This window comes from Rhodococcus sp. NKCM2511 (assembly GCF_014905595.1).
Taxonomy (GTDB): Bacteria; Actinomycetota; Actinomycetes; order Mycobacteriales; family Mycobacteriaceae; genus Rhodococcoides; species Rhodococcoides fascians.
This window is the reverse complement of the sequence record NZ_BNHJ02000001.1, coordinates 1748597-1771753: the sequence shown is the minus strand read 5'-3', so window position 1 is coordinate 1771753 and position 23157 is coordinate 1748597. Positions and strand designations below refer to the sequence as shown.

The following is a 23157-nucleotide window of genomic DNA, read 5'->3' as shown; positions in this document are numbered from 1 at the left end:
CACAGATCAACCGTGCGTCGACTGGTGAGCATGAGCTCGCGGCGGGAGAACACGAAGTGCATCCTACCCGTTACCAGGGGCGCGTCGTACCGCCCACCTGAGTAGCTCTTGCCCTACAGCGCGTCGAGAGCCTCGCGCAGGGCTGCGGCCGACGGCACGCCGGCAATTCTCGAACGCCGACGCAGTTCTCCGTCGAGGACGAAGGTCGTCGGCAGCGAGAGCACTCCGAGTTCACGGGCGAGAACAGGCTGAGCATCGATGTCGAGTTCGACTTCGCGTGCGTCGGTGCGGTCGGCGAGAACCTGATGCACCACACGACGCACGGCAGCGCACGGACCACACCAGTCCGCCGAGAAGTGCAGAATCGTCGGAGTTCCCGAGGTGACGCCCGCATCGACGAGCAGCGGGAGAAGGTCGTCGGAATCGGTGGACGCGATGGTGCGTACGGCACCGGAACGACGACGCAGAATCAGTCCGACAGCAACGGCAAGGACCGTCACGACAACCAGAACTGTGATCCCTGTCACGGCTTTTCGATCTCGTTGAGGTCGATGTTCACGTTCTCTCCCGACCCTTCGACGACGATCTGTGAACCCTCCGCGTAGACGTCCGTGGGCAGCAGTCCGAACGGCAGGCTCTGGCGTTCGATGGTCTTGGTGAACAGGCCGAGAACTGTGGGTTTGGCGAAATCGGGAATCGTGAAGTCGGCCTGCCCCTCCGGTCCGAAGTAGAAGTCCGATGCCACGATGGCGACACTGTCACCTTCGAGCAGAAGGTCGGCCTGCACGCTGACGGTGGTCTGCAGCGGTCCCACCGGAACCGTTCCCGTCAGTACGACGCCACCGGCGGTGGTCTTGCCCGACCCGCCGGAGCCGCCCGTGCCGTCGGACCTGTCGGCCGGAGGTGCGGAAACCTGCAGGTCGACGATGCCGAGGAACCGTCCGAGATCGGTTGCCTCGATGCGGACGCGGCCGTCGAGCTCGTCCACCGGGATGTCCCGGACGTTGTTGTCGATCAGGTCGGACAGGGCGATGTGGACGCCGCGCAGATTGGCTTCGATGGTCGTCGAGCCGACGTATTCGGTCGGGACGTCCTGGGCCCGGATCTCGATGTTCTGATAGCGGCCGTCGGCGGCCTGGGTGAGGAACGGAAAACCGTGCACGATCACCTGGGGGTCCGAGGTGAGTTCGCCGCCGTCGCGGATGGCGCGCGAGACGCGATATTCGGAGTAGGCCGCGGCCCCGAAATCGACGACGAGCGCGAGGGCCAACAGGCTGACGAGTCCGATGAGAAGTGTGCGCACCGGTCCATTGTGACCGAAGCATCGCGTACTGCCCGCTTCGACCGGTTGTACGGACAAGCTAGTCTGTGTCCTTGACGATCACTCGATTCCAGCGTCGGCTGGACCGGCCAGCGGTAAGAACGGAGACGCAGTGGAGCTCCTGTTACTGACCTCCGATCCCAATCCGGAGGGCGTACTCCCGTCTCTCGCGTTGCTGGCTCACCACATCCGGCCGGTACCGACCGAGGTGTCTTCTCTTCTCGAAGCCGGTTCCGCCGACATCGCGCTGGTGGATGCACGTACCGATCTGGCTGCTGCTCGCGGTCTGTGTCGGCTGCTCGGTAGTACCGGCTCGGCCATCCCCGTGGTCGCGGTCCTGACCGAAGGCGGCCTGGTCGCAGTCAATTCCGACTGGGGGCTCGACGACATCCTGCTGCCCGGCACAGGTCCCGCGGAACTGGACGCTCGGCTACGTCTGTTGGTCGGCCGGAGCGGCGGGGTTGCGAGTCCCGAGACGTCGGGCAAGATCACGCTCGGTGAGTTGGTCATCGACGAGGGCACGTACACCGCGCGGTTGCGCGGTCGCCCACTCGATCTGACCTACAAGGAATTCGAGTTGCTGAAGTACCTGGCTCAACATGCGGGCCGCGTCTTCACCCGCGCCCAGTTGCTGCAGGAAGTATGGGGCTACGACTTCTTCGGTGGCACTCGCACCGTCGACGTCCATGTTCGACGCCTCCGCGCCAAGCTCGGCACCGAGTACGAGTCGCTGATCGGAACGGTGCGGAACGTGGGCTACAAGGCCGTGCGTCCGTCGCGTAACTCCAAGGGCGGTACGGCTCCGGACGCCATGGCCGGCGATTCCGACGATGCGGATTTCGAGTTCGAGCAAGAGAGTACGCTCTCGTAGATGAATTCGGATACTGCGTTCGACGTCCACCCCCTCGACGGCGACGCACCGTCCTCGCGCGTCAGCGACGAGATTCACCGGATCCTTTCGCGTGCAACCGAAGTCGACGGTACTGCGCCGCTCTCGGAGCAGGCCGTCAAGGCCGTCGACGCGGGTGAGGGCGTCGTTCGATTCGTTGCCACCGACGGAGATCGCGTCGTCGGGTACGTCGGCGCCGCCGACGGTATGGCCGAGGCAGTGGTCGATCCGGAGTATCGCGGTCGCGGCATAGGTCGGCGATTGGTCAGCAGCGCACTCGATCTCGGCTCCGACACGCGGATCTGGGCGCACGGAAATCTGCCCGCAGCACAGTCGGTCGCGCGGGCGCTCGGGCTGACGGTGGCCCGGGAACTGCTGCAGATGCGACGGGCCGCGGCGGAGCCCGAACTGCCCGATGTGGTTGTACCACAAGGTATTTCGCTGCGAACCTATCGCGGGCACCAGGACGATGCCGAATTGTTGAGGGTGAACAACGCGGCGTTCTCCTGGCATCCCGAGCAGGGCGGCTGGACCGACCGCGACATCGCGTCGCGGCGAGACGAGCCGTGGTTCGATCCCGCGGGTCTTTTCCTGGCCTTCGAGGAAGGCAGCGACCACCTGCTCGGATTCCATTGGACGAAAGTTCACGCGGCCGAGGATCGGGTCGTTCCGCAGGCTCCACTCCCTGGGGGCAACGACCCGGCCATCGGTGAGGTGTACGTGGTCGGTATCGATCCGCAGTCGCAGGGTCGCGGTCTCGGACGGGTACTGACCTTGGCCGGGCTGCATTATCTGCGCGGTCGCGAACTGGACCAGATCATGCTGTACGTCGAGGCCGACAACACCGCGGCGGTGCACACGTACACCAAGCTCGGGTTCGCGAATTACCACGTCGACGCCGCGTACGCGCGGACCGCGTAATCGGACATTTCCAGCACGGTGTTCATCTTCCGTTCACCCACGCGGGGGTAAACGTCTACCACCTGCCTTTACCTTTCTCTCTGGGCGGCAACCTACGCTGCCTGGTGCGAGGGTTCTTCTGAGCCGGCACCTTCACAGTCGCAGCGCGAACCTCGAGTTCGCGCCGCGATCACGGCCCAAGATTCCTCGGAGGAAACAGGTGAACCTCAAGCGCAACGGTGCTCTCATGAGTGCAGTGGCAGTCAGTGCCATGTTGCTGGCCGCATGCGGTAGCGACGCGAACGTCGCCACCACGGACGGTGCATCGCAGTCCTCGGCTTCGTGCGAAGGCAAGTCCCCGTTGACCGGTGAAGGCTCGTCCGCACAGCAGAACGCCATGTCCAACTTCACCTCGATCTACTCCGGCGTCTGCGCAGGCAAGGCCGTCGAGTACACCACCAGTGGTTCGGGTAACGGCCGCACGCAGTTCGTCGCGGGCCTCGTCGACTTCGCCGGTTCCGACTCGTCCATCAAGGACGACCAGGCCGCACAGGCCGCCGTGCGCTGCGCCAACAACCCGGCGTGGAACCTGCCGTTGGTCTTCGGCCCGGTCGCAGTGGCCTACAACGTCGACGGTGTCGACAACCTGGTGCTGAACCCCGACGTCATCGCGCAGATCTTCACCGGCAAGATCACCACCTGGAACGACCCGGCCATCGCTGCACTCAACGAGGGCGCAACGCTCCCGTCGACCGCGATCACCCCGGTCTACCGCTCCGACTCGTCGGGCACCAGCGACAACTTCCAGCGCTTCCTCGCGGCATCCGCTCCCGAGGCATGGACGCTGAACCACAGCTCCGATTGGGCCGGCGGCGTCGGCGAAGGTGCCAACGGATCCTCGGGCGTCGCCCAGGCCGTCGCCGCCACCCCCGGTGCCATCACCTACGTCGAGAAGGGCTTCGCCGACCAGGAGTCGCTGGGCAAGGCCGCCGTCGACTTCGGTAACGGACCGGTCGAGCTGAGCAGCGAGACCGCAGGCAAGGCAATCGACGCCGCGAAGTTCAAGGGCGAGGGCAACGACCTCGTCATCGACATCGACGGCCTCTACGCCAGCGACGCAGCGGACACCTACCCGCTGGTCCTCGCGACCTACGAGATCGTCTGCTCGAAGGGCTACGACGCCGACACCACGGCAGCAGTCAAGTCCTTCCTGCTCAGTGCAGCCAACGAGGGCCAGCAGGGCCTCGAAGAGGCCGGTTACGTGCCGCTGCCCGACGCATTCAAGGAACGCCTGGTCACCGCCATCGAAGCGATCGCCTGATCCTCGATAAACCCGGTTTCGCCTTCGGCTCGCGGTGACGCGGGCCGAAGGCGGACCACCCTGCATCGACACGAGACAGTGAGCGGTATGAGCGACACCCACTCGATCACCGGCATCCCCTCAGCGGCTACCGTGCCTACCACAGGTGCCGCCCACGAACCGGAAGAACCACAATTGTCAGACTCGAAAACATCGGGGACGGTCACCCGTCCCGGTGACAGGATCTTCTCCGGCCTGGCCAAGGGCTCGGGCATCTTCATCATCGCCCTGATCGCTGCGGTCGGCATCTTCCTGCTCTGGCGAGCGATTCCCTCACTGTCCAACAACACGGTCAACTTCCTGACCTACAACGGCGCGTGGGACACCTCGAACACCTCGGCAATGGTGTTCGGTGTACTCGACCTGTTTCTGGTCACCGTCACCGTGTCGTTGTTCGCTCTGATCCTGGCGATGCCCGTCGCGCTCGGTATCGCGATCTACCTGACGAACTACGCACCCAAGCGTGTTGCCGGACCGCTCGGCTACGTCATCGACCTCCTCGCCGCCGTCCCGTCGATCGTCTTCGGCCTCTGGGGCCTGTACGTCCTGGCCCCGGCGATCAGCCCGTTCGCCGAATGGCTGAACTCGTCGCTGAGCTGGTTCCCGCTGTTCAGCACTGGCTCGGTATCGATCGCAGGCGGCGGCACCATCTTCACCGGCGGCATCGTGCTCGCCGTGATGATCCTGCCGATCATTGCCGCCGTGACCCGAGAGGTGTTCGTTCAGACGCCCAAGGGCCAGGTCGAGGCGGCCCTTGCGCTCGGAGCCACTCGCTGGGAAGTTGTTCGCACCACGGTCATTCCGTTCGGCAAGTCCGGCTTCGTCAGCGGTTCGATGCTCGGTCTCGGACGCGCACTCGGTGAGACCATCGCGCTCTACATCATCATTCGCAGCACCCAGGCGACCTTCGGCGGAACGTTGTTCGACGGCGGTTCCACATTCGCGACCAAGATCGCGCTGGCAGCAGGCGAGTTCAACAACCCGCTGCAGGCCGGTGCCTACATCGCCGCCGGTCTGGTGCTGTTCGTCCTGACCTTCGTCGTCAACGCCGGTGCCCGCGCCGCCATCGCCGGAAAGAAGGACTGACCCATGACCGCAACCATGGACAAGCCCGTCAAGGAGCCCACGTTCCAGGGCGTCAGCGCCCGGCGCAAGGCGTCGAACCTCGCGGCGACGATTCTCGTCAGCCTGTCGGTGCTCGTCGCCCTCGTACCACTGATCTGGGTGCTCTACACGGTGATCTCACGTGGACTGTCCGCTGTGGTCGCACCGGCCTGGTGGCAGAACTCGCAGGCCGGAATCACCCAGTTCATCGCCGGCGGTGGTGCGTACCACGCGATCGTGGGAACCCTCCTGCAAGGACTGTTCTGCGCCGTCATCTCCATCCCGATCGGCATCTTCGTCGCCATCTACCTCGTCGAGTACGGCGCAGGGACCAAACTGGCCAAGGTCACGACGTTCATGGTCGACATCCTCACCGGTGTTCCGTCGATCGTCGCGGCCCTGTTCATCTACGCGCTGTGGATCGCCACCTTCGGGTTCCAGCGCTCCGGTGTCGCCGTTGCCTTCGCCCTCGTGCTGCTGATGATTCCGGTCATCGTGCGGTCGGCCGAGGAGATGCTGCGCATCGTTCCGCAGGATCTGCGCGAGGCGTCCTACGCACTGGGCGTGCCGAAGTGGAAGACCATCGCCAAGATCGTCATCCCCACCGCGCTTTCCGGCATCGTCACCGGCATCATGCTGGCGCTGGCCCGAGTCATGGGTGAGACGGCTCCGGTGCTGATCCTGGTCGGCTCGGCCACCGCTATCAACTTCAATATTTTCGAGGGGCCGCAGACGTCACTGCCGCTCATGATGGTCGACCTGCAGAAAGCAGGAACCGGCGTGCTCACCGCGGAGCGCATGTGGGGAGCAGCCCTGACGCTGATCCTGATCGTCGCAATACTCAACATCGGCGCGAAGTTGGTCTCGAAGTTCTTCTCGCCCAAGAACTTCTGACCCACCCGACTCCAGAGAATCCTAAGGAATCAGAACATGGCAAAGCGTCTCGATCTCAAGGACGTCAACATCTACTACGGCAAGTTCCATGCCGTCTCCGACGTCACTCTGGCAGTCCCGCCGCGCAGCGTCACCGCGTTCATCGGACCGTCCGGCTGCGGTAAGTCGACCGTCCTGCGTTCGCTCAACCGTATGCACGAGGTCACGCCCGGCGCTCGCGTCGAAGGTTCGGTGCTGCTCGACGGCGAGGACATCTACGGCAGTGGCGTCGACCCCGTCGGTGTGCGACGCACCATCGGCATGGTCTTCCAGCGACCCAACCCGTTCCCGACCATGTCCATCAAGGACAACGTCGTCGCCGGGCTGAAGCTGCAGGGTGGCCGCGGCAAGAAGGAACTCGACGAGATCGCCGAGCGCTCGCTCAAGGGTGCCAACCTGTGGACCGAGGTCAAGGATCGCCTCGACAAGCCAGGCGGCGGACTCTCCGGTGGTCAGCAGCAGCGTCTGTGCATCGCCCGCGCCATCGCCGTCTCTCCCGACGTGTTGCTGATGGACGAGCCGTGCTCGGCCCTGGACCCCATCTCGACACTGGCGATCGAGGACCTGATTCAGGAACTCAAGCAGGACTTCACGATCGTCATCGTCACGCACAACATGCAGCAGGCCGCGCGCGTGAGCGATCAGACCGGCTTCTTCAACCTCGAGGCAACGGGCAAGCCCGGCAAGCTGATCGAGATCGACGACACCGAGAAGATCTTCTCCAATCCGACGCAGAAGGCCACCGAGGACTACATCTCCGGTCGCTTCGGATAACCGCACACCGCACAGAGAACCCCCGCCGAGCGAAAGCTCGACGGGGGTTCTTCTTTGTGCGCCTGCCCTGGGTTCGAGATCGAGTAGCGTTGTCGCGCAGCGCTACTCGACCTCGAGCGAAGTGGGTGCTACGAGCTGGGAATGTTCTGCTGGTGGAGGTCGGCGGGAAGCTGGCCGGTGACGAGGAAGATGACTCGGCGGCCGACCTCGACGGCGTGATCGGCGAAGCGTTCGTAGAAGCGGCCCAGCAGGGTCACGTCCACTGCGGCGGCGACGCCGTGGCTCCACTCACGGTCCATCAGCACCGTGAAGAGGTGACGGTGCAGGTCGTCCATCGCCTCGTCCTCTTCCTGCAGCTTCGCAGCACGCTCGGGATCGCGGGTCTCGAGCACCTCGCGGGCCGAGGCACCGATCTGCACGGCGAGGCGTCCCATCTCGGCGAAGTATCCGTTGACGACCTCGGGGAGGGCGTGGTTCGGGTGCCTGCGACGGGTGATCTTGGCGACGTGGAGTGCGAGTGCGCCCATCCGGTCGATATCGGCGACGATCTGGATGCCGGCCACCACCGAACGGAGATCGCCCGCGACCGGAGCCTGCAGCGCAAGAAGTGTGAATGCCTTCTCCTCGCAGATCGCGCTGAGCTCGGTGATCTTGTCGTGCTCGGAAATGACCTGCTCGGCGAGAACCAGGTCTGCTTGGAGGAGAGACTGCGTGGCCTTTTCCATGGCCGCACCAGCCAGGCTCGCCATTTCTCCGAGGAGATCGGCGAGCTCGTTCATCTGTTCGTTGTAGGCGACGCGCATGAGCGCAGTTTAGTAGGTCACACCGACCAGTTCTCTGTCCCGAGGGTTAACGGGGAATGAATGGAGTCAGGCGCACGTGTCGTCGGCCGCGTTGGTGAACGACAGATCCTCGGGCAACTGTGCACTTTCGGTCGTTCCCTCCACCTGGGTGGGGTCGATCTGCGCACCGACGTCGGCCGGGTACTGGGTGTAGCCCGGGTAGTTGGAACCGAGGACCACCTCCACGACGTTGTTCAGGCTCGGAGCCAGTTCGATCGCAGCGCCGGGTATCGCCGACGCCACCGTCGCCGCAGCGGCTTCCTGATCCTGGGAGTACCGAACGACGGTCTGAGCGGCGGAGCCGTAGAAGTTGCCGACCGTGAGGATCTGGAACCCGTACGTCGCCAGCTGATCGGATGCGGTCTGCGCCATTCCCGCGATGTCCGATGCGTTGGACACCTGTAGCGACACGGTGCCAGGATCGACGGCCAGCAGCGGGGCGTCGGGGGCGGCGGGCGGCGGGGTCGGCTCCGGTGTCACCGGTTCCGCCCGTTCTTCGCCGGGCAGGGGCAGGTCGTCGATGATCGCCTGGAAGATGGCACCGATCGCGTCCTCGTTGGGGATCTCGTTGCCGTAGTCGTTGGTTCCGGTGGTGGGAATGGTCAGGAAGGTGACCGCGCCGGCGTCGACGTTCTGCAACGAACGGCCGAGCGTCACCAGGTCCTGGGTCTTGACGTTCTCGACGAAGGTGTCGGAGGTGAACGCGTTGACGAATCCGTTCAGCTTGCCCGGGTCGAGAAGAACCTTGTTCGACAACGCCGATCGCAACAGTGACGACAGGAAGCGCTGCTGGCGCTTGATGCGGCCGTAGTCGCCGTTGCCCTCCGATTCGATGTTGCGTGCCCGGACGTAGTTCAGTGCGGTGCGGCCGTCGATGCGTTGGGTACCGGCGTTGGGGAGTACGTCTCCGAGTTCGTAGTCGACGAGAGGCTGCGCGGTACACACCTCGACACCGCCGACCTCGTCGACCATGGACTCGAACCCGGCGAAGTCCATGCCGACGAAGTGTCCGATCCGCAGTCCTGAGATCTTCTGAATGGTCTTGACCAGGCATTTCGGGCCGCCGAGGGCGTAGGTGGCGTTCAGCTTGTCGCCGTACGCCTCCGGAAACATTTCACCGGTGTAGGTATTGGTGACGTTGTCGAACTGCTCGCACTCGGGTCGGGTCACGTCCAGGTCGCGTGGGAACGACACGGCGACGACGCGGCTGCGGTCGGCCGGAATGTTGACGAGCATGACGGTGTCCGAGCGCGACCCCTCGGCATCGGCGACGGTTCCTGCGCCCACCTGCCCGCTGGCACCGGCGCGCGTATCGGTGCCGACGATCAGATAGGTCTCGTCTCCGTACTGGCCTGCGGCGTCGACGACGTCGGTCGAATCGGGGTCGAGCGCGGCGACTTGGAGGAATCCTTGATCGGTGTTGCGAAGGTAGCCCCACACCACTCCCGTGAGAGCCACGGCGAGGATCGCGACGATCGAGACCAGGCTTCGGCCGATGATGCGTATTCGTCGTCGTCGCCGTACCCGGCTCATCGCCAGACGCGTCAGCGCCGGCCGGTCGGTGGCGGGTGCTCCGACGGGTTCGGGTGCAGCGTGCGGTGGTGGGGTGGGCATCGGACGGTTCGCCCGAGCCGGCGGGGGAGTGGAGTCGGTGATCGGTGAGATGACCTCGGTGGGCTCTTCGACGTCCGGCCGTTCGGGGGGATCACGTCGGGTGGCTCCCGAACGAGACATCTTGTCGACCAGTTCGGCGACCGACACCGTGTCCGCGTTGCGGGGGGAGCGTTTGCCGAGTCGGCCGCTGTCACCCGGCTTCGGTGGAGAATCGGAGTCTGTCGAGTCGGGTTCCGAACCAGCGGGGTCGGGTGTGGCGGGGTCGTCGGACCGAGGGGGACGTTGTCCGGAACGTCCGCCTGCGCCGGTTCGTCCGATTGAGGACAGCGGGCGCTCCCATGGGGCGCGACCCTCGGGCACAGACGGGCCCGACTCTCGATCGTCTCCCACGAATTCGAACCTGGCCTTCCATCACACGCATGTGCCGTCTACTCGGCAATCCAAGCCATAGTACTGACTCGAGCGGCGCGGTCCACTTCGTGCGAGACGGGCCCTGGTGAGGGGGTCGATCAGCCGCCGGAATGCATCAGATCTGCACCGGTGGGGACACACAGGTCCTCCGGATCGTCGAGCCATCCGTCGGGCAGCGACACTGCACCGGGCGAGCCCTGCCGGCCGCGGGGACCCTCGGCGTCCTTGGGAAACGGAACGGTCGGATCCAGTTGCGCCAGAAGGTCGTCCAGTTCGGCGAGGGTCGACACCAATGCCATCGACACCCGAAGATCCGAGCCGGCGGGAAAGCCGCGCAGGTACCAGGACACGTGCTTACGCAACTCTCGCAGGCCTTTGCCCTCACCGTGGTGCTGCGCGAGCAACTCGGCATGGCGCGCGATGATCGTGGCCACCTCACCCAGGGTCGGCGGCGTCGGCTCTGGCCGCCCGTTCAGGCGGGCACTGAGCTCGGCGAACAGCCACGGACGACCGAGGCAGCCACGTCCGACGACGACGCCGTCGCATCCGGTTTCCGCCATCATGCGGACGGCGTCGGACGCCGAGAAAATATCGCCGTTACCCAGGACGGGAATCCCGGTGACGTGCTCCTTGAGTCGAGCGATCTCGTTCCAGTCGGCGGTGCCGGAGTAACGCTGGGAGGCGGTGCGGGCGTGCAACGCCACGGCCGCTGCACCCTCGTCGGCGGCGATCCGGCCGGCATCGAGATGGGTGTGATGGTTCTCGTCGATTCCGACACGGAACTTGACCGTGACGGGGATGTCGGTGCCCTCGGTGGCCTTGACCGCCGCAGCGACGATGCGGCCGAACAGGTTTCGCTTGTACGGCAATGCGGCTCCGCCGCCCTTGCGGGTGACTTTCGGGACCGGGCAGCCGAAGTTCATGTCGATGTGATCGGCCAAATTGTCGTCGACGATCATTTTCGCCGCGGCGTACGTGGTGTCGGGATCGACCGTGTAGAGCTGCAAGGACCGGGGAGTTTCGGTGGGCCCGAACGTCGTCATGTGCATCGTGGCGGGTTGCCGTTCGACGAGAGCACGTGCGGTGACCATCTCGCAGACGTACAGACCGGACGTGCTGCCCGCGCGCTCGAGTTCCTGTTCGCGGCACAACGTGCGGAACGCCACATTGGTGACGCCTGCCATCGGTGCGAGGACGACGGGGCTGCGCAACTCCAGGGAGCCGATCTGCAATGTCATGGAAAACAAGCCTTTGGAACGAAGGGAGAACTTTCGGGAGAAAAGGCGGTGCCCGGCACCGAAGTCGGTACCGGGCACACCAGTCGATCGAAACTCAGGACGCGCGTGCTTCGGCCTTGGCGCGTTCGCGGGCCAGCGAGCGATCTCGCATCTCCTCGAACTTGGTGGCCTGACGTTCGAGGTCTTCGAGGAACGCGGCGAGTTCCTCGCGCTTGTTCTCACCGCGGGCGGTGAAGTCGTTGCGCTCGAACACGCTCCACTTGCGCAGCACGGGCCAGACGACGTCTTCGAGGTGCTGACGCAGGTCGTAGATGCCGTGCTTGGCCATCAACACACCGTTGCGGCGGAAGTTCGGCATGCCGGCACCGGGCATAACGAAGTTCGTCACGATGTCGGAGACCGCGTCGAGGGTCTGGTCGGGTGCGATGTCCATCGCTGCGCCGGTGATGTTGCGGTAGAAGATCATGTGCAGGTTCTCGTCGGCGGCGATGCGCTGGAGCATGCGGTCGGCGATCGGGTCGTCACAGACCTTGCCGGTGTTGCGGTGCGAGACGCGGGTCGCGAGTTCCTGGAATGTCACGTACGCCACCGAGTGGAGCAATCCGGTCTGCGAACCTGCGGGCGAGGCGAAGCCGTTGGTCATGTGGATCATGCGGGCTTCTTCGAGGGCGACGGGATCGACGCCTCGGGTGACGACGAGGTAGTCGCGCATGACGATGCCGTGGCGGTTCTCTTCGGCGGTCCAGCGGCCGACCCAGGTTCCCCAGGCACCGTCCTGGGAGAAGTTCTCGGCGATCTCACGGTGGTAGGACGGCAGATTGTCCTCGGTGAGCAGGTTGGTGATCATCGCGGCCTGCGCGACGTCGGAGAGCTTGGACTGCTCCGGGTCGTAGTCCTTGCCGCCGAGCGCGGCGAAGTTGCGGCCTTCGTCCCACGGCACGTAGTCGTGGGGATGCCATTCGCGCGCCATCGAAATGTGACGGTTCACATTGTCCTCGGCAGTGGGCACCAGCTCTTGCAGAAGCTCGAGCTGTGTCAGATCCCTCGCCATTAGATCGCCTCCATAGATTGCGTACGACCGGTCCAGCTTACGGCACCGTAGGTTCGGTGTGAACCGTGTCGCGGCTGTTCACTTGCTGTTCGAGCAGTCGTGACGACCGACATCGGCCGATGTGGGGATCTTCGCGACTGCTGCAGTTCTCCCTGCACGTCGCTGCGGACGGGCCGATCGTTACCCCGAGTGTACGGACCGGGTGCCGCCGAATGCAGTTCGGCGGAAGGGTGTGTGGTGCCCCCAGTAGGACTCGAACCTACGACCTGCGGATTAAAAGTCCGTAGCTCTACCAACTGAGCTATAGGGGCGCGGATCGAAAGTGTAATGGGCAGTGCAGCCGTGTCGGTCATGCACCCCCGGCACCGCGTTTCGGGGGTCAGCGCCCGAAACTGCTGCAGCCTTGCGGCGCGGGGATACCGGCCAGGCGGTCGTCGATCCAGGAGTACGCACCGGGAATGCCACTGATCGCGACGACGAGGTGTTCACCGAAGTACTCCTCGAGGCGTACGTCGGCACCGTGTGCGCACCACTCGTCGTACAGCGTTTCCGCACCTTCCCGGGGAATCCAGAATTCCTGACGGCCCTGGTAGATCATCGTGGGCACGGTGGGGGCGAGATCACCGCCCATGCGGGTCGCGGCGATGATGCGTTCGGCGATCTCGGTTCGGTCGACGTTCGGCACGTCCGAGAGGGCCTGGGCCGGTATCGGTGCCACCAGTCCGCCGGGAGCGAGCAGTGTGATGCAGAGATCTTTGGCCACGGTCGCCAGACGCAGTCCGTTGGCGTTCATCAGGGAGAACATCTCGGGATACTCGCGGGCAACCCCGAGCGCTGCGGACAGGAACAGCGTCGACGCGACGTTGCCGTTCATCGACGTCAGCAGAATCCGGTAGTCGGTCGGCGGACCGCCGAAGGCCGCGCCCACCAGATTGACCTCCGGCGCGTACGACGGGGCGAGTTGAGCGGCCCATCCGGTGGCGATCGCGCCGCCCGAATAGCCTGTGACGGCAATCGGGGAGGACGCGGGCAACCCGAGTTCGGGGAGGCGCACCATCGCGCGCAACGCGTCGAGCACCGCATGGCCGGCCATGCGCCCGGCCGCGTACGCCTGCCGCGGACCCTCGTGATCGGTGACGACCACTGCATAGTTCTTGGCGAGGAACGCCTGCACCGCTGGAATCTCCCGGGCGATACCTCGGGGCAGGGTCCACGACGGTGCACAGGTGTTGCCCAGTGAGTTGATGGCCATGTTGTACGCGACGACGGGACGCGTGCCGGGACCGGCCCAGGGTGCGGCGGGCACGATGACGGTCGTCGCCGCTGCGACGGGTCGGTCTTTGGAATCGCTTGTGCGGTAGAGGATCTGGGTCGAGGTGACCGGGGTGAACAGCGGCCCGACGCTCACGCGTCGGGTGCCGAGAACCGATCCGGGCGGGAGCTCCTCGAATCCTGCCGGCGGGTCGAAGAACGGCTCGCCGAGTGGGGTCGGCAGGTAGAGGGCGGGATCGGCGACGGGATCGAGGAAGTTCGTCAGTGGGTCGGCGGCGACGGTGTGCGCGGTCGACAACGTCAAGGCCGACGACACGAGTAGTACTGTCATCGAACGACATACGCGGATCGATAGATTCATGGCGTGCACCCGTCCCCGATCGGCCGAAGCATCATGTGTGATGCGCATCACGCTATGCCCGAGGTGGTCTACGTCTTCGGCTATTCCGAGAATGTGTCGAAACCGTTACCGTTTCGCCGCTGATATCGATTATGAGACAGTGCTTTTGGTGACCTCACGGAGCGGGTTTGCCGTATTCGATTGATCAGCAACAGTTTTCATGCGCTAAGGAGCGGTGCAAACGAAGGTGCCTCGAGAGATGCTCGTGCAGAATGTAATTCGATATTCAACTGCTTTCCGGCTCTGGGAGACCGGCGGCCATTCGGCGGAATTCGTACGCATGCTCGGTATCGGCGTTGTGGCTCGAACGGCGGTGCCGACCTGGCCCGAGCGGACGTACGTGAGCGGCTCGAGTGCGCACCCCCTGCAGCGCACTCGAGCCGGGTGAACAATACCATTCGGCTTGTTTCAGTTACCCAACCGAATTTTCTGTCGGCTGCACGCGTCGTAGCGGACCGCAGGTGAGTCGAGTCGCGTGTCGTTCGGGTGAAGTACTCTCTACTTGTACTACCTGTGGATATGCAGGGCGCTTGGGCTCGGAGGCACGGAGTAAATGGCACAACAGGAGCGCGCACGGCGGACCCGGGCGGCAATCGTCGAGGCAGCGGCGGCGGAATTCGCCAAGCGCGGATATGCGGCTGCGTCCGTCAACACCATCTTGGAAGGATCGAACGCCACCAAGGGGGCGATGTACTTCCATTTCCAGTCCAAGGAAGACCTGGCCCGAGCGGTGCTCGCGGCCGGACTCGACCGTTATGTCGCAATCTCCGAGAAATGGGCGGATTCGACCGCGCATCCCTTTTACGTCATCAAGGGAATCGTCGACGACATCGCGCAGAACTTTCAGAACGATGTGATCGTGCGTGCAGAATTCCGGCTGATCGTCGAGCCCGAGTTCTACGCGGAGGTGCACTCCGGTGGTGGCCGGGTGTGGGGCGCTCAGGGGTACGCGCAGGCCGAGAGAGCGCTGGCGATGGGAGACCTCAAGCCGCAGTTCGACGCGGCCAAGTTCGTGCGGGTACTCGCCGCGTCGATGGCGGGTCAGCGTTACATGTCGGATCTGGTGGCCGACAACGCAGATCTACGCGAGCGGTTCGAGGAGTCCGTCGAGATCGTGCTCCTTGCCATGGCGTCGGATAGTTGGTTGGCCGAGTTCGAACTCCACGGGTGGGAGCAGTTCGGCGAAAACGAGGCAAAAACTGCCTCTGACCTGCCGGTTTGAGATTTACAGCGAAAGTGTCCTAAGCTATCCCAGCTCCCAACGGAACGCCGTTGAGGGTAGCGTCGAAGCAATTCGGCGGGCCCCCTTCGTCTAGCGGCCTAGGACGCCGCCCTTTCAAGGCGGTAGCGCGGGTTCGAATCCCGTAGGGGGTACGCAGGAAAGCATCGGATTGACAATCCGATGTGCAGTACAGCATTCTTCATCTCGCTCCGGCGAGAAGCAGATTTGCAGTTCGGAGAGTTGGTGCGCTAGAAATAGCGCGGCAACAACAGCAAGGCCCTGTGGCGCAGTTGGTTAGCGCGCCGCCCTGTCACGGCGGAGGTCGCGGGTTCGAGTCCCGTCAGGGTCGCAGAATCGGTGTGAAAGCACCGGCATTGCGATGGCATTGTTTCACCGGTGCCGCCCGGCCAGGTAGCTCAGTTGGTACGAGCGTCCGCCTGAAAAGCGGAAGGTCGCCGGTTCGATCCCGGCCCTGGCCACCACGGTTGTGATCGACAAGCACTGACAAAGCCCCTCTCGACTTCGGTCGAGAGGGGCTTAGTCGTCTGCGGAGTATTCACTGTCCCGTGACGGCGCTCGATTGCAACGTTAGGCTCGACAGGTGGATGTGATCGCTCGCGCGCAAGCCGATCTCGCACGTGGAGACACCAACGCCGCACGAAACGGGCTCCTCGACGCCTTGCCGCGCAACCCGTCGTCGCCGGCGGTTCTGGAACTGCTCGCGTACACGTATCTCCTTCTCGGTGATCGTGCGGCGGCCGGTGCCGTGTGGTTTCTGACCGACAAGGCCGACGACGATCCGACGGCGTCCGCTGCGTTCGCGGCACTGCAGAAGCAGTACCGGTCGCCGCTGATGCTCGCCCGATCGCTCCCCATCCACGCGCCCTCGGATTGGTATCCGGTGCGGGCTCAGATGCGCCTGGAGCGACTGGGAGCCGCAATCGCAGCCAATGGGCAGAGCTGGATCCCACCGCGCGATGTCGTGTATTTCGACGAGGACGGAGTCGACTCCGACGACTTTTATGCCGCGCGTACCGCCGACGAGGACGATGCCGACGACGGGTTGGAGACGTCTGGTTACCGCACCGTGAGGCAACGTGCGATCGCAGCGACCATCGTCCTTGCCATCGTTGCCACCTCTGCGTCGGTGGTGTTGGCACTCGTCTTCGGGTGATGGCGATTCTCGGAGGGGCGGTTCTCGAACGGGTCGCTCGAATCCGAGCGTAGAGTTCGTCGGAGGATATCGAGGCCGACGACCGAGGGCGACTTCATTTCATGGGCACAGCGAACGGCGCACCGTCACCGCGCGACGACAATTACGACGTCAATCTTGCCCAGGCGAGAGTGTTCGCGCGAGGACTGGCCGAACACATTCGGACGTGTTCGGCGGCCATCGAAATTGCGCAATCCAAAGCATTTCGGGCTCGCGCCGACCGTGCCGAATCTCGCGCGAGGCAATTCGAGTCCGAGGCATCCACTCTCCGCACCGAGCTCTACGAGATGTATCGGCACATCGACGCGATGACGGCTCGATTCCCGGAACTGCGGACCGACCCGGCAGTCCGCGGATAGCGACCGCCCGAATCAGACTGCGGCGGAACCGGTGACCAAGCCGAACGTGGTCACGGCTCCACGCCGGCCCAGCGCCGAACCCCACATCGAGTACACCGCGTCCGTTGTCGTGGACTGCTCCACGTCGCGCCCCTCGGCGACAGTGATCAGCGTGCGGGAGAGCTCGAACAGACTTACCCGGTGATTCTTCGCCGTAGTGAACAACTCGTCGATGGCGTCGGCCACCGAGCCGCCGTGGATACCGATGAGCACTCCGGTCGCGATGTCGACGTCGGTACGAGAGGCGGGTGAATCGGGCAGTCTGTCGGTCATCTTTTTCCTCGAGATGGTGTTGTCGGTGCGGATGACCGAGTGGATTCTGGGTCGAGCGGGCTTCACTGTCTCACACCGACATGACTTTTCATACAGTCGGTTTCGCGCGGACGTGCATGCGCTCGCCCTGAGGTCCGAACAAGCTCAGCAGCTCGACCGGTCGGTTGCCGACAGCGCCGAACCAGTGCGGTACCCGGGTGTCGAATTCGGCGGCCTCACCGGCCTTCATCGTCAGATCGTGTTCGCCGAGAATAAGTCTCAGGGTGCCGTCGAGAACGTAGAACCACTCGTACCCCTCGTGCACCCGCGGGCGTGGCTCCTTGTCGTCCGGACGAATCAGCAGTTTGAAGGCCTGCAGTCCGCCGGGGCGGAGCGTCAGCGGAAGGATGGTGACGTTCTCGCGCACCGTGGCTGTGGTGCGTACCCGGGGATCGGCGACGGGGGGAGCCGTCACCAGATCGTCGAGCGCCATCTGATGCGCGCGGGCGATCGGCCACAGCAGTTCGAGACTGGGTTTGCGGTCACCGGATTCGAGCCGTGAGAGCGTGCTGATCGAGATGCCGGTGGTGTCGGACAGCGCGGCGAGGGTGGTGTTCTTTTCCATCCGGATGCGCTTGAGGCGGGGGCCGAGGCCGGCGATGAGCTCGTCGAGGGTGGTTTCTGCGTCCGTCATCGATCCATTGCAGTTTCGGCAAACGAATTTGTCAAGTCGCCCCCATGCGGCGCGCGGGAATGCAGAGGCGAAAATAGCCCGGAGGCGACGGCGGGAAGCTCATACTCGGTTCATGATCGCTCGTCCGGGGCACCCGCAACGTACCGGCGTGGTCCGCGATGCCTACGGCAGTTCCGCGTCCGAGGCCTTCATGGTGGTGGCCATTGCCACGATTCTGGTCACCAGGGCGTATTTGGAGCTCACGCACTACCCGCAGGTCGGTGGCAAGTCGCTGCACATCGCGCACGCTCTGTACGGCGGGGCGGCGATGATGCTGGCTCTGCTGATCGGGTGGATGTTCATCGGGTTCGGCGTTCGGGTCTTCACCGTGGTGCTCGGCGGAATCGGGTTCGGGTTGTTTCTCGACGAGGTCGGCAAGTTCGTCACCAAGGACAACGATTACTTCTACGGCCCGTCGTCGGAGATCATGTACGTCCTGGTGGTGCTGCTGTTGGTGTTCAGCAGGATCGTGCGGGAGTTCCGCAGGCCGTCGCGGGACGAGTCGCTGGCGAATGCGGCCGCTATCGCCGCGGATGGCGTCGCGCACGGTCTTCCCGAGCATCGGCGCGACTGGGCGCTGCGGATGGTTGCGCGAGCGGAGTCGGACGGAGCCGACCCGGACACCGTAGCCGGAATCAGATTGTTGCTCGGCACCTGCCGCCGGTCGACATCGCGTACCCACTCGATGCGCCAGTTCGTTCCACGGCTGATTCCCGCGTTCTTCACCAGTCCCCGTTGGGTTCCCGTCGTCGGCTGGGGACTGGTCCTGATCTCCGGGGCGGGAGTCGTGTTCGGGATCGTCGAGCTCGTCCTGGGTGACCTGCTCATCGATCGCCGAGACCTGACGATCGACGTCGACAGGATGGGCATCGCCAGCGGCATCCTGTTCGTCAGTGCCTGCATCACTTTCGCCACGGCGCTGCCGGCGATGCTGCGGTTGCGAACGGACGGTCCCGTGTGGCCGTTGCGCACTCTCCGCGTGTCCGCACTGGTGTTCACGTTGCTCAACGCGCTCGTGGATTTCGCCCAGGAGGGGTTCGCTGCGCTGGGAAATGTAGCGGTCGGTCTGTTCGCGCTCGCGGTCATCTCGCACCGCATCACCGTCCGAGCCGACGAAATAGCCGGTACTACGGAATCGGTTGCGCTGCAGGAGGATCGAGACTCCGATTGCTCTCGAACCGTCGAACCACGCCGCTGAGCGGATCGACGAACTCGATGGAGCGAGCCAGTAGGCGGAGCGGATCGGAGTAGTCGTCGTCGGCGACCTCGCGGAACGACGGATAGAAGCTGTCGCCCATGATCGGGATTCCCAACGAGCACAGATGAACCCGAAGTTGATGCGTCTTCCCCGTGCGCGGGTGCAGCCGATATCGACCGTACGACCCGAGAGTGTCGACCAGTTCGATGCGTGTCTCGGCATTGGGCTCGCCCGGTACCTCCCGTGCCTGAAGAACGCCGCGTTCCTTGACGATTCGACTGTGCACTGTCAGTGGGAAGTCGACATTCTGGGACAGTGGGGCAATTGCCTCGTACTGCTTGGTGACCGTGCGCTGAGCGAACATCTCCTGATACGGCCGGCGCGCCTGCCGCTGCACGGTGAACACCAGGACACCCGCGGTGAGTCGATCCAGTCGGTGAGCAGGGCTCAACTCGGGGAGATCGAATTGTCGTCGCAGCAGAACCAACGCCGAGCGTGCGATGTACGCGCCTCGCGGCGTCGTGGCGAGGAAGTGCGGCTTGTCCACCACGAGCAGGTTCTCGTCGCGGTGCAGCACATCGAGGGAGAACGGCACGGCCGATTCCACCGGTGGGTCACGGTAGAGGTAGATGTCCGCACGCGGGCCGGCGATCGTCGACGGGTCGATCGGTACGCCCGCTGCATCGACGACCTCCCCGCCGGACACCTTCTCGGTCAGCCTGGCCGCATCCTGCGGGAAGCGGGCACACAGATATTCGAGCACCGTTGCGCCGGTCGCGACGTCGGGCATCCGCACCCTGGTGGGGTCGAGGCCGTCGCGCAACGGAAGTGGGGCGGCAGGCATGCAACGACTGTAATCGGTGCACGCATGGAAACACCCCGGTCGGAATTCCCGACCGGGGTGTGGACTGCGGTGACGCGCCGTGCCGGCCCGACCTAGATGGTGACGACCATCTTGCCGGTGTTCTCGCCCTTCATCAGTCCGATGAAGGCGGCCGGGGCATTGTCGAGGCCTTCGACGATCGTTTCGTCGAATTCGATTGCGCCGCTGGCGAGCCAATCCGTCATCTTCGCGCGGAATTCCTCGGTGAGGTGCGCGTACGAGCCGACGATGAATCCCTTCAACGTCAGCTCCTTGCCGATGGCGAGGGCGAGGTTGCGCGGGGCCGGGGTCGGTTCGGTCGAGTTGTACTGAGCGATGGCTCCGCACATGGCAATTCGGCCGTGCTTGTTCATCGACCCGATAGCAGCTTCGAGATGGTCACCGCCGACGTTGTCGAAGTACACGTCGATGCCGTCGGGAGCTGCCTGTCGGAGCTGTTCGGCGACAGGGCCGTCGTGGTAGTCGAATGCCGCGTCGAACCCGAGCTCGAGCAAGCGAGCAACCTTGGCGGGGGATCCGGCGCTACCGATGACGCGAGATGCGCCGAGCGCCTTGGCGATCTGTCCGACGAGCGAGCCGACGGCCCCGGCGGCACCGGAGACGAACACGACGTCGCCCTTCTGGAAGGACGCCACGGCCGTCAGGCCCGCATACGCTGTGGTGCCGGTCATTCCGAGTGCGCTCAGGTATGCCGATGCCTTGGCTGCGCCGAGGTCGACCTTGCTGGCTCCCTGTGCCGGGACGATGGCGAGATCGCGCCATCCCTTGCCGTGCACAACAGCGTCGCCGACTGCGAAACCGTCGGCCTTGGATTCGACGACCTCGCCGACGGCACCGCCGTCGAGCGGCGCATCGAGCTGGAACGGCGGGACGTACGACTTCACGTCGTTCATCCGACCACGCATGTACGGATCGACCGACATCACGATGTTGCGAACGAGGATCTGCCCGTCCTGCAGTTCGGGGAGGTCGACGACCTCCGCGCGAAAGTTGTCTTCGGTCGGCCAGCCTTCTGGGCGGGACGCGAGGTGAATTTCGTGTGCCTTCATGGTGTTTCCTCTTACTCGTCTTCGGTGACGGTGACGGTGACGTCGATGTTGCCGCGGGTGGCGTTGGAGTACGGGCAGACCTGATGTGCCTTGTCGGCCAGGGCCTGGGCGTTCTCGCGGCTCAGGTTCGGCAGAGTCACCTCGAGGGTGACTGCGAGCTGGAAGCCGCCTTGGTCGTTCGGGCCGATGTCGACACGAGCGCCGACGGCCGAATCGGTGACGTCGGCCTTGTCCTGACGCGCCACCATCTGCAGTGCGGAGTGGAAGCACGCGGCGTAGCCGGCTGCGAACAGCTGCTCGGGATTGGTGCCGTTTCCGCTGCCGCCCATAGCCTCCGGGATGGCGAGATCGAGGTCGAGACGTCCGTCGGAGGTGCGGGCGTGGCCGTTACGTCCTTCGCCGGTGGCGAGAGCTTCAGCGGTGTAGATGGTCTTCATGATTCTCCTTCTGTCGTGCGCGAATCGGTGTGATGCAGAGCGCTCGTCAATGCGTCGAGCGATTCCTTGAGCCTGACTAGATCGTCGACTCCCATGCCGGTCTTCTCGGCCAGCTTGCGGGGGAGGTCGAGTGCCTTCGCGCGCATGGCGCTACCGGTCTCGGTGAGGTGGATCTCGACGCGGCGTTCGTCGGTGCTCAGTCGTCGACGCTCGATGAAACCGAGACCTTCGAGTCGCTTGAGCATCGGCGAGAGCGTGCCGGTGTCGAGGTCGAGTTCAGCGCAGATTTCCTTGACGCCGCGCCCGTCCTTCTCCCACAGCACCAGCAGGACCAGGTACTGCGGATACGTGACGCCGAGCTCGTCGAGCATCGGGCGGTACACCGCGGTGGTAGCCCGCGAAGCGGAGTACAGCGCGAAGCACACCTGACGATCGAGTGCGAGTTCGTTGGTCACGAGAAGAACGGTAGCGCACGGTTAAGTTGTGCGCAACCTATCCGCCCGATGTGAGTGGAACTTCGTAGCCTGCTACGAGTCGGGAGTGGAGCCTGCGGAACGACCAATCAGGCTCCGTCACTCACATAGGGGTCAGCTCTGCAGAGCGTTTTTCAGGCCGTCGAGCACGATGGTCGCCGCCGTGGGGCCGGCGTTGAGGTACCACGGGTCGTCGTCGACGCGCACGATGTGGTTCTGCGTTGCCGCGCTCATCCCGGTCCACAGCGGATTGGTGGTGTACGACGCGGCACTCGAATCGGCTCTTGCATCCTGGCTGGAGACGAACACCCAATCGGCGTTCGCCAACTGGATCTCTTCCTCGCTGAAGTCCTGCGACGTCTTGTCGAACTGCTGGCTCTGCGGTCGCGCCAGCCCGGCGTCCCAGGCGATGAATCCCGCGAACGACGCGACGCCGAACACGCGAGCCCGGTCTGCGGTGAAGCGGACGAACGACACCGTCGGAGCGCCCTCGGATCCGCCGCCGTTGGAGACCGAATCGCCCAGTGCGCGAGCGTCGGACGCGAACGTGTCCAGGAAACCCTGCGCCTGCTCGGTGCGGCCCAGTGCGTCCGCGAGAAGAAGGAAGTCCTGCTTCCAGTTCACGCCGGTGCCCTCGGTCAGCACGGTCGGCGCGATGGCCGACAGGGTCGGGTAGATGTCTTCCGAGCCGGTCTTGTTGGCCAGGATGAGGTCGGGTTCGGCGGCGGCGATGGCCTCGATGTCGACGCTCTGGCGGTTGCCCAGATCTGCCATCTGCGTCAGTTGGTCCGCGTACTGGGGGAACGAGAAGCTGATGTAGTCGGGCACCAGATCGGCACCGTCGCCGTAGGCCGCACCGGTGGGGATCACGCCCAGCGTCAACGCCGCGTCGAGCTGGCCGGTGGCGATCACCACGACCTTCTTCGGCTCAGCGGGGATGTCGGTTGATCCGCCGAAATGCCCGACGGTGCGCGGGAACTCGCCGTCGGCGGCACCCGAACCCATCCCGTCGGGTATGCCGGTGGGGCCCGGCGTGTCCGATGCGGCGTCGGTACTGCTGGAGGTGGCAGGGGTTACGGTGCTCGGCGTCTGCTCGCCGCTGTCGCCGCACGCGACGGTGGTCAGGGCTGCGACTGCGACGAGGGCGGTGGCGACGAGCAGACGTTTCACTTCGATCTCTTTCACCGAGC

The 23157-nt window shown here is 64.5% G+C and carries 24 protein-coding genes and 4 tRNA genes; 13 read left to right on the top strand and 15 right to left on the bottom strand.

Annotated elements, in window-relative coordinates:
• Positions 1 to 113: 113 nt before the first annotated feature.
• Both JLZ96_RS08110 and JLZ96_RS08105 read right to left on the bottom strand, forming a co-directional pair.
• Positions 114 to 527: a thioredoxin family protein gene (locus JLZ96_RS08110; protein ID WP_201009820.1), complete on the bottom strand. Its 414-nt coding sequence runs from the start codon at positions 525 to 527 to the stop codon at positions 114 to 116.
• Complete coding sequence (locus tag JLZ96_RS08105) at positions 524 to 1303, bottom strand: LmeA family phospholipid-binding protein (protein ID WP_094621603.1); 780 nt, start codon at positions 1301 to 1303, stop codon at positions 524 to 526. Before JLZ96_RS08105 ends, JLZ96_RS08110 begins: the two co-directional genes overlap by 4 nt.
• Positions 1304 to 1433: 130 nt before the next feature.
• Here JLZ96_RS08105 and JLZ96_RS08100 point away from each other — a divergent pair, with 130 nt between their 5' ends.
• The 6 genes from JLZ96_RS08100 to pstB all read left to right on the top strand — a co-directional run bounded on the left by JLZ96_RS08100 (position 1434) and on the right by pstB (position 7281).
• Positions 1434 to 2192: a response regulator transcription factor gene (locus JLZ96_RS08100; protein ID WP_027495866.1), complete on the top strand. Its 759-nt coding sequence runs from the start codon at positions 1434 to 1436 to the stop codon at positions 2190 to 2192.
• Positions 2193 to 3131, top strand: coding sequence for a mycothiol synthase (gene mshD / locus JLZ96_RS08095; protein WP_201009819.1), 939 nt, complete (start codon positions 2193 to 2195; stop codon positions 3129 to 3131).
• Between the two features lie 199 nt (positions 3132 to 3330).
• Positions 3331 to 4431: a phosphate ABC transporter substrate-binding protein PstS gene (pstS, locus tag JLZ96_RS08090; RefSeq protein ID WP_032367500.1), complete on the top strand. Its 1101-nt coding sequence runs from the start codon at positions 3331 to 3333 to the stop codon at positions 4429 to 4431.
• A gap of 87 nt (positions 4432 to 4518) precedes the next feature.
• The gene (gene pstC / locus JLZ96_RS08085) at positions 4519 to 5556 is read left to right on the top strand and encodes a phosphate ABC transporter permease subunit PstC (RefSeq protein WP_027495869.1); all 1038 of its coding nucleotides are present in this window, start codon (positions 4519 to 4521) and stop codon (positions 5554 to 5556) included.
• 3 nt (positions 5557 to 5559) lie between these two features.
• The gene (gene pstA / locus JLZ96_RS08080; protein ID WP_027495870.1) at positions 5560 to 6468 is read left to right on the top strand and encodes a phosphate ABC transporter permease PstA; all 909 of its coding nucleotides are present in this window, start codon (positions 5560 to 5562) and stop codon (positions 6466 to 6468) included.
• 36 nt (positions 6469 to 6504) lie between these two features.
• Positions 6505 to 7281, top strand: a complete 777-nt coding sequence (gene pstB, locus JLZ96_RS08075) for a phosphate ABC transporter ATP-binding protein PstB (protein WP_027495871.1) — start codon at positions 6505 to 6507, stop codon at positions 7279 to 7281.
• 128 nt (positions 7282 to 7409) lie between these two features.
• Here the strand turns inward: pstB and phoU are convergent, their stop codons facing one another.
• The 6 genes from phoU to JLZ96_RS08045 form a co-directional block, all read right to left on the bottom strand.
• Positions 7410 to 8084 (bottom strand): phosphate signaling complex protein PhoU, encoded by a 675-nt coding sequence (gene phoU / locus JLZ96_RS08070; RefSeq protein WP_027495872.1) that lies wholly within the window; start codon positions 8082 to 8084, stop codon positions 7410 to 7412.
• Between the two features lie 66 nt (positions 8085 to 8150).
• Positions 8151 to 10127 (bottom strand): LCP family protein, encoded by a 1977-nt coding sequence (locus JLZ96_RS08065; protein WP_201009818.1) that lies wholly within the window; start codon positions 10125 to 10127, stop codon positions 8151 to 8153.
• A 119-nt stretch (positions 10128 to 10246) separates the two neighbouring features.
• The gene (dusB, locus tag JLZ96_RS08060) at positions 10247 to 11386 is read right to left on the bottom strand and encodes a tRNA dihydrouridine synthase DusB (protein ID WP_032367515.1); all 1140 of its coding nucleotides are present in this window, start codon (positions 11384 to 11386) and stop codon (positions 10247 to 10249) included.
• 94 nt (positions 11387 to 11480) lie between these two features.
• A complete protein-coding gene (locus JLZ96_RS08055) occupies positions 11481 to 12437 on the bottom strand; it encodes an acyl-ACP desaturase (RefSeq protein ID WP_032381649.1) in 957 nt (318 codons plus the stop codon).
• Positions 12438 to 12672: 235 nt separating this feature from the next.
• Positions 12673 to 12748, bottom strand: a tRNA-Lys gene (locus JLZ96_RS08050).
• A 68-nt stretch (positions 12749 to 12816) separates the two neighbouring features.
• The gene (locus tag JLZ96_RS08045; protein WP_032365863.1) at positions 12817 to 14040 is read right to left on the bottom strand and encodes a lipase family protein; all 1224 of its coding nucleotides are present in this window, start codon (positions 14038 to 14040) and stop codon (positions 12817 to 12819) included.
• 622 nt (positions 14041 to 14662) lie between these two features.
• Between JLZ96_RS08045 and JLZ96_RS08040 the strand changes: the two genes are divergently transcribed.
• From JLZ96_RS08040 to JLZ96_RS08015, 6 genes are all read left to right on the top strand, one after another.
• A complete protein-coding gene (locus JLZ96_RS08040; RefSeq protein ID WP_027495877.1) occupies positions 14663 to 15331 on the top strand; it encodes a TetR/AcrR family transcriptional regulator in 669 nt (222 codons plus the stop codon).
• A 79-nt stretch (positions 15332 to 15410) separates the two neighbouring features.
• A tRNA-Glu gene (locus tag JLZ96_RS08035) sits at positions 15411 to 15483 on the top strand.
• Between the two features lie 123 nt (positions 15484 to 15606).
• A tRNA-Asp gene (locus tag JLZ96_RS08030) sits at positions 15607 to 15680 on the top strand.
• Positions 15681 to 15736: 56 nt separating this feature from the next.
• A tRNA-Phe gene (locus JLZ96_RS08025) sits at positions 15737 to 15813 on the top strand.
• 119 nt (positions 15814 to 15932) lie between these two features.
• On the top strand, positions 15933 to 16505 hold the full coding sequence (locus JLZ96_RS08020; protein ID WP_032365866.1) for a DUF6584 family protein: 573 nt from the start codon (positions 15933 to 15935) through the stop codon (positions 16503 to 16505).
• Between the two features lie 101 nt (positions 16506 to 16606).
• Positions 16607 to 16903 (top strand): hypothetical protein, encoded by a 297-nt coding sequence (locus JLZ96_RS08015; protein ID WP_032365867.1) that lies wholly within the window; start codon positions 16607 to 16609, stop codon positions 16901 to 16903.
• A gap of 12 nt (positions 16904 to 16915) precedes the next feature.
• On the opposite strand, the gene JLZ96_RS08010 is transcribed toward JLZ96_RS08015, so the two are convergent.
• Together JLZ96_RS08010 and JLZ96_RS08005 are read right to left on the bottom strand one after the other, a co-directional pair.
• Positions 16916 to 17215 carry an ANTAR domain-containing protein gene (locus JLZ96_RS08010; RefSeq protein WP_143536230.1) on the bottom strand — a complete coding sequence of 100 codons (300 nt, stop codon included), beginning with the start codon at positions 17213 to 17215 and terminating at the stop codon, positions 16916 to 16918.
• 88 nt (positions 17216 to 17303) lie between these two features.
• A complete protein-coding gene (locus JLZ96_RS08005; protein WP_032365869.1) occupies positions 17304 to 17888 on the bottom strand; it encodes a helix-turn-helix domain-containing protein in 585 nt (194 codons plus the stop codon).
• 112 nt (positions 17889 to 18000) lie between these two features.
• On the opposite strand from JLZ96_RS08005, the gene JLZ96_RS08000 reads away from it, so the two are divergent.
• Positions 18001 to 19125, top strand: a complete 1125-nt coding sequence (locus tag JLZ96_RS08000; RefSeq protein ID WP_230593516.1) for a hypothetical protein — start codon at positions 18001 to 18003, stop codon at positions 19123 to 19125.
• On the opposite strand, the gene JLZ96_RS07995 is transcribed toward JLZ96_RS08000, so the two are convergent.
• The 5 genes from JLZ96_RS07995 to JLZ96_RS07975 all read right to left on the bottom strand — a co-directional run bounded on the left by JLZ96_RS07995 (position 19055) and on the right by JLZ96_RS07975 (position 23137).
• Positions 19055 to 19969 carry a pseudouridine synthase gene (locus JLZ96_RS07995; protein WP_032390751.1) on the bottom strand — a complete coding sequence of 305 codons (915 nt, stop codon included), beginning with the start codon at positions 19967 to 19969 and terminating at the stop codon, positions 19055 to 19057. The genes JLZ96_RS08000 and JLZ96_RS07995 overlap by 71 nt on opposite strands.
• A gap of 92 nt (positions 19970 to 20061) precedes the next feature.
• A complete protein-coding gene (locus JLZ96_RS07990) occupies positions 20062 to 21057 on the bottom strand; it encodes an NADP-dependent oxidoreductase (RefSeq protein ID WP_032371322.1) in 996 nt (331 codons plus the stop codon).
• 11 nt (positions 21058 to 21068) lie between these two features.
• A complete protein-coding gene (locus tag JLZ96_RS07985; protein ID WP_032365872.1) occupies positions 21069 to 21494 on the bottom strand; it encodes an organic hydroperoxide resistance protein in 426 nt (141 codons plus the stop codon).
• On the bottom strand, positions 21491 to 21949 hold the full coding sequence (locus JLZ96_RS07980) for a MarR family winged helix-turn-helix transcriptional regulator (protein ID WP_032371321.1): 459 nt from the start codon (positions 21947 to 21949) through the stop codon (positions 21491 to 21493). The genes JLZ96_RS07985 and JLZ96_RS07980 overlap by 4 nt, the downstream gene beginning before the upstream one ends.
• Positions 21950 to 22081: 132 nt before the next feature.
• Positions 22082 to 23137, bottom strand: a complete 1056-nt coding sequence (locus JLZ96_RS07975; protein WP_201009817.1) for an iron-siderophore ABC transporter substrate-binding protein — start codon at positions 23135 to 23137, stop codon at positions 22082 to 22084.
• Positions 23138 to 23157 lie beyond the last annotated feature (20 nt).

Excerpts from the sequence above, each read along its gene's own strand:
- pstB (WP_027495871.1), top strand. The coding sequence starts at position 6,505 with ATGGCAAAGCGTCTCGATCTCAAGGACGTCAACATCTACTACGGCAAG.
- pstC (WP_027495869.1), top strand. The coding sequence starts at position 4,519 with ATGAGCGACACCCACTCGATCACCGGCATCCCCTCAGCGGCTACCGTG.
- JLZ96_RS08045 (WP_032365863.1), bottom strand. The coding sequence starts at position 14,040 with ATGACAGTACTACTCGTGTCGTCGGCCTTGACGTTGTCGACCGCGCAC.
- JLZ96_RS08055 (WP_032381649.1), bottom strand. The coding sequence starts at position 12,437 with ATGGCGAGGGATCTGACACAGCTCGAGCTTCTGCAAGAGCTGGTGCCC.
- JLZ96_RS08005 (WP_032365869.1), bottom strand. The coding sequence starts at position 17,888 with ATGACGGACGCAGAAACCACCCTCGACGAGCTCATCGCCGGCCTCGGC.
- JLZ96_RS07995 (WP_032390751.1), bottom strand. The coding sequence starts at position 19,969 with ATGCCTGCCGCCCCACTTCCGTTGCGCGACGGCCTCGACCCCACCAGG.
- JLZ96_RS07985 (WP_032365872.1), bottom strand. The coding sequence starts at position 21,494 with ATGAAGACCATCTACACCGCTGAAGCTCTCGCCACCGGCGAAGGACGT.
- pstA (WP_027495870.1), top strand. The coding sequence starts at position 5,560 with ATGACCGCAACCATGGACAAGCCCGTCAAGGAGCCCACGTTCCAGGGC.
- phoU (WP_027495872.1), bottom strand. The coding sequence starts at position 8,084 with ATGCGCGTCGCCTACAACGAACAGATGAACGAGCTCGCCGATCTCCTC.
- JLZ96_RS08040 (WP_027495877.1), top strand. The coding sequence starts at position 14,663 with ATGGCACAACAGGAGCGCGCACGGCGGACCCGGGCGGCAATCGTCGAG.
- JLZ96_RS07990 (WP_032371322.1), bottom strand. The coding sequence starts at position 21,057 with ATGAAGGCACACGAAATTCACCTCGCGTCCCGCCCAGAAGGCTGGCCG.
- JLZ96_RS08000 (WP_230593516.1), top strand. The coding sequence starts at position 18,001 with ATGATCGCTCGTCCGGGGCACCCGCAACGTACCGGCGTGGTCCGCGAT.
- JLZ96_RS08015 (WP_032365867.1), top strand. The coding sequence starts at position 16,607 with ATGGGCACAGCGAACGGCGCACCGTCACCGCGCGACGACAATTACGAC.
- JLZ96_RS08010 (WP_143536230.1), bottom strand. The coding sequence starts at position 17,215 with ATGACCGACAGACTGCCCGATTCACCCGCCTCTCGTACCGACGTCGAC.
- mshD (WP_201009819.1), top strand. The coding sequence starts at position 2,193 with ATGAATTCGGATACTGCGTTCGACGTCCACCCCCTCGACGGCGACGCA.
- dusB (WP_032367515.1), bottom strand. The coding sequence starts at position 11,386 with ATGACATTGCAGATCGGCTCCCTGGAGTTGCGCAGCCCCGTCGTCCTC.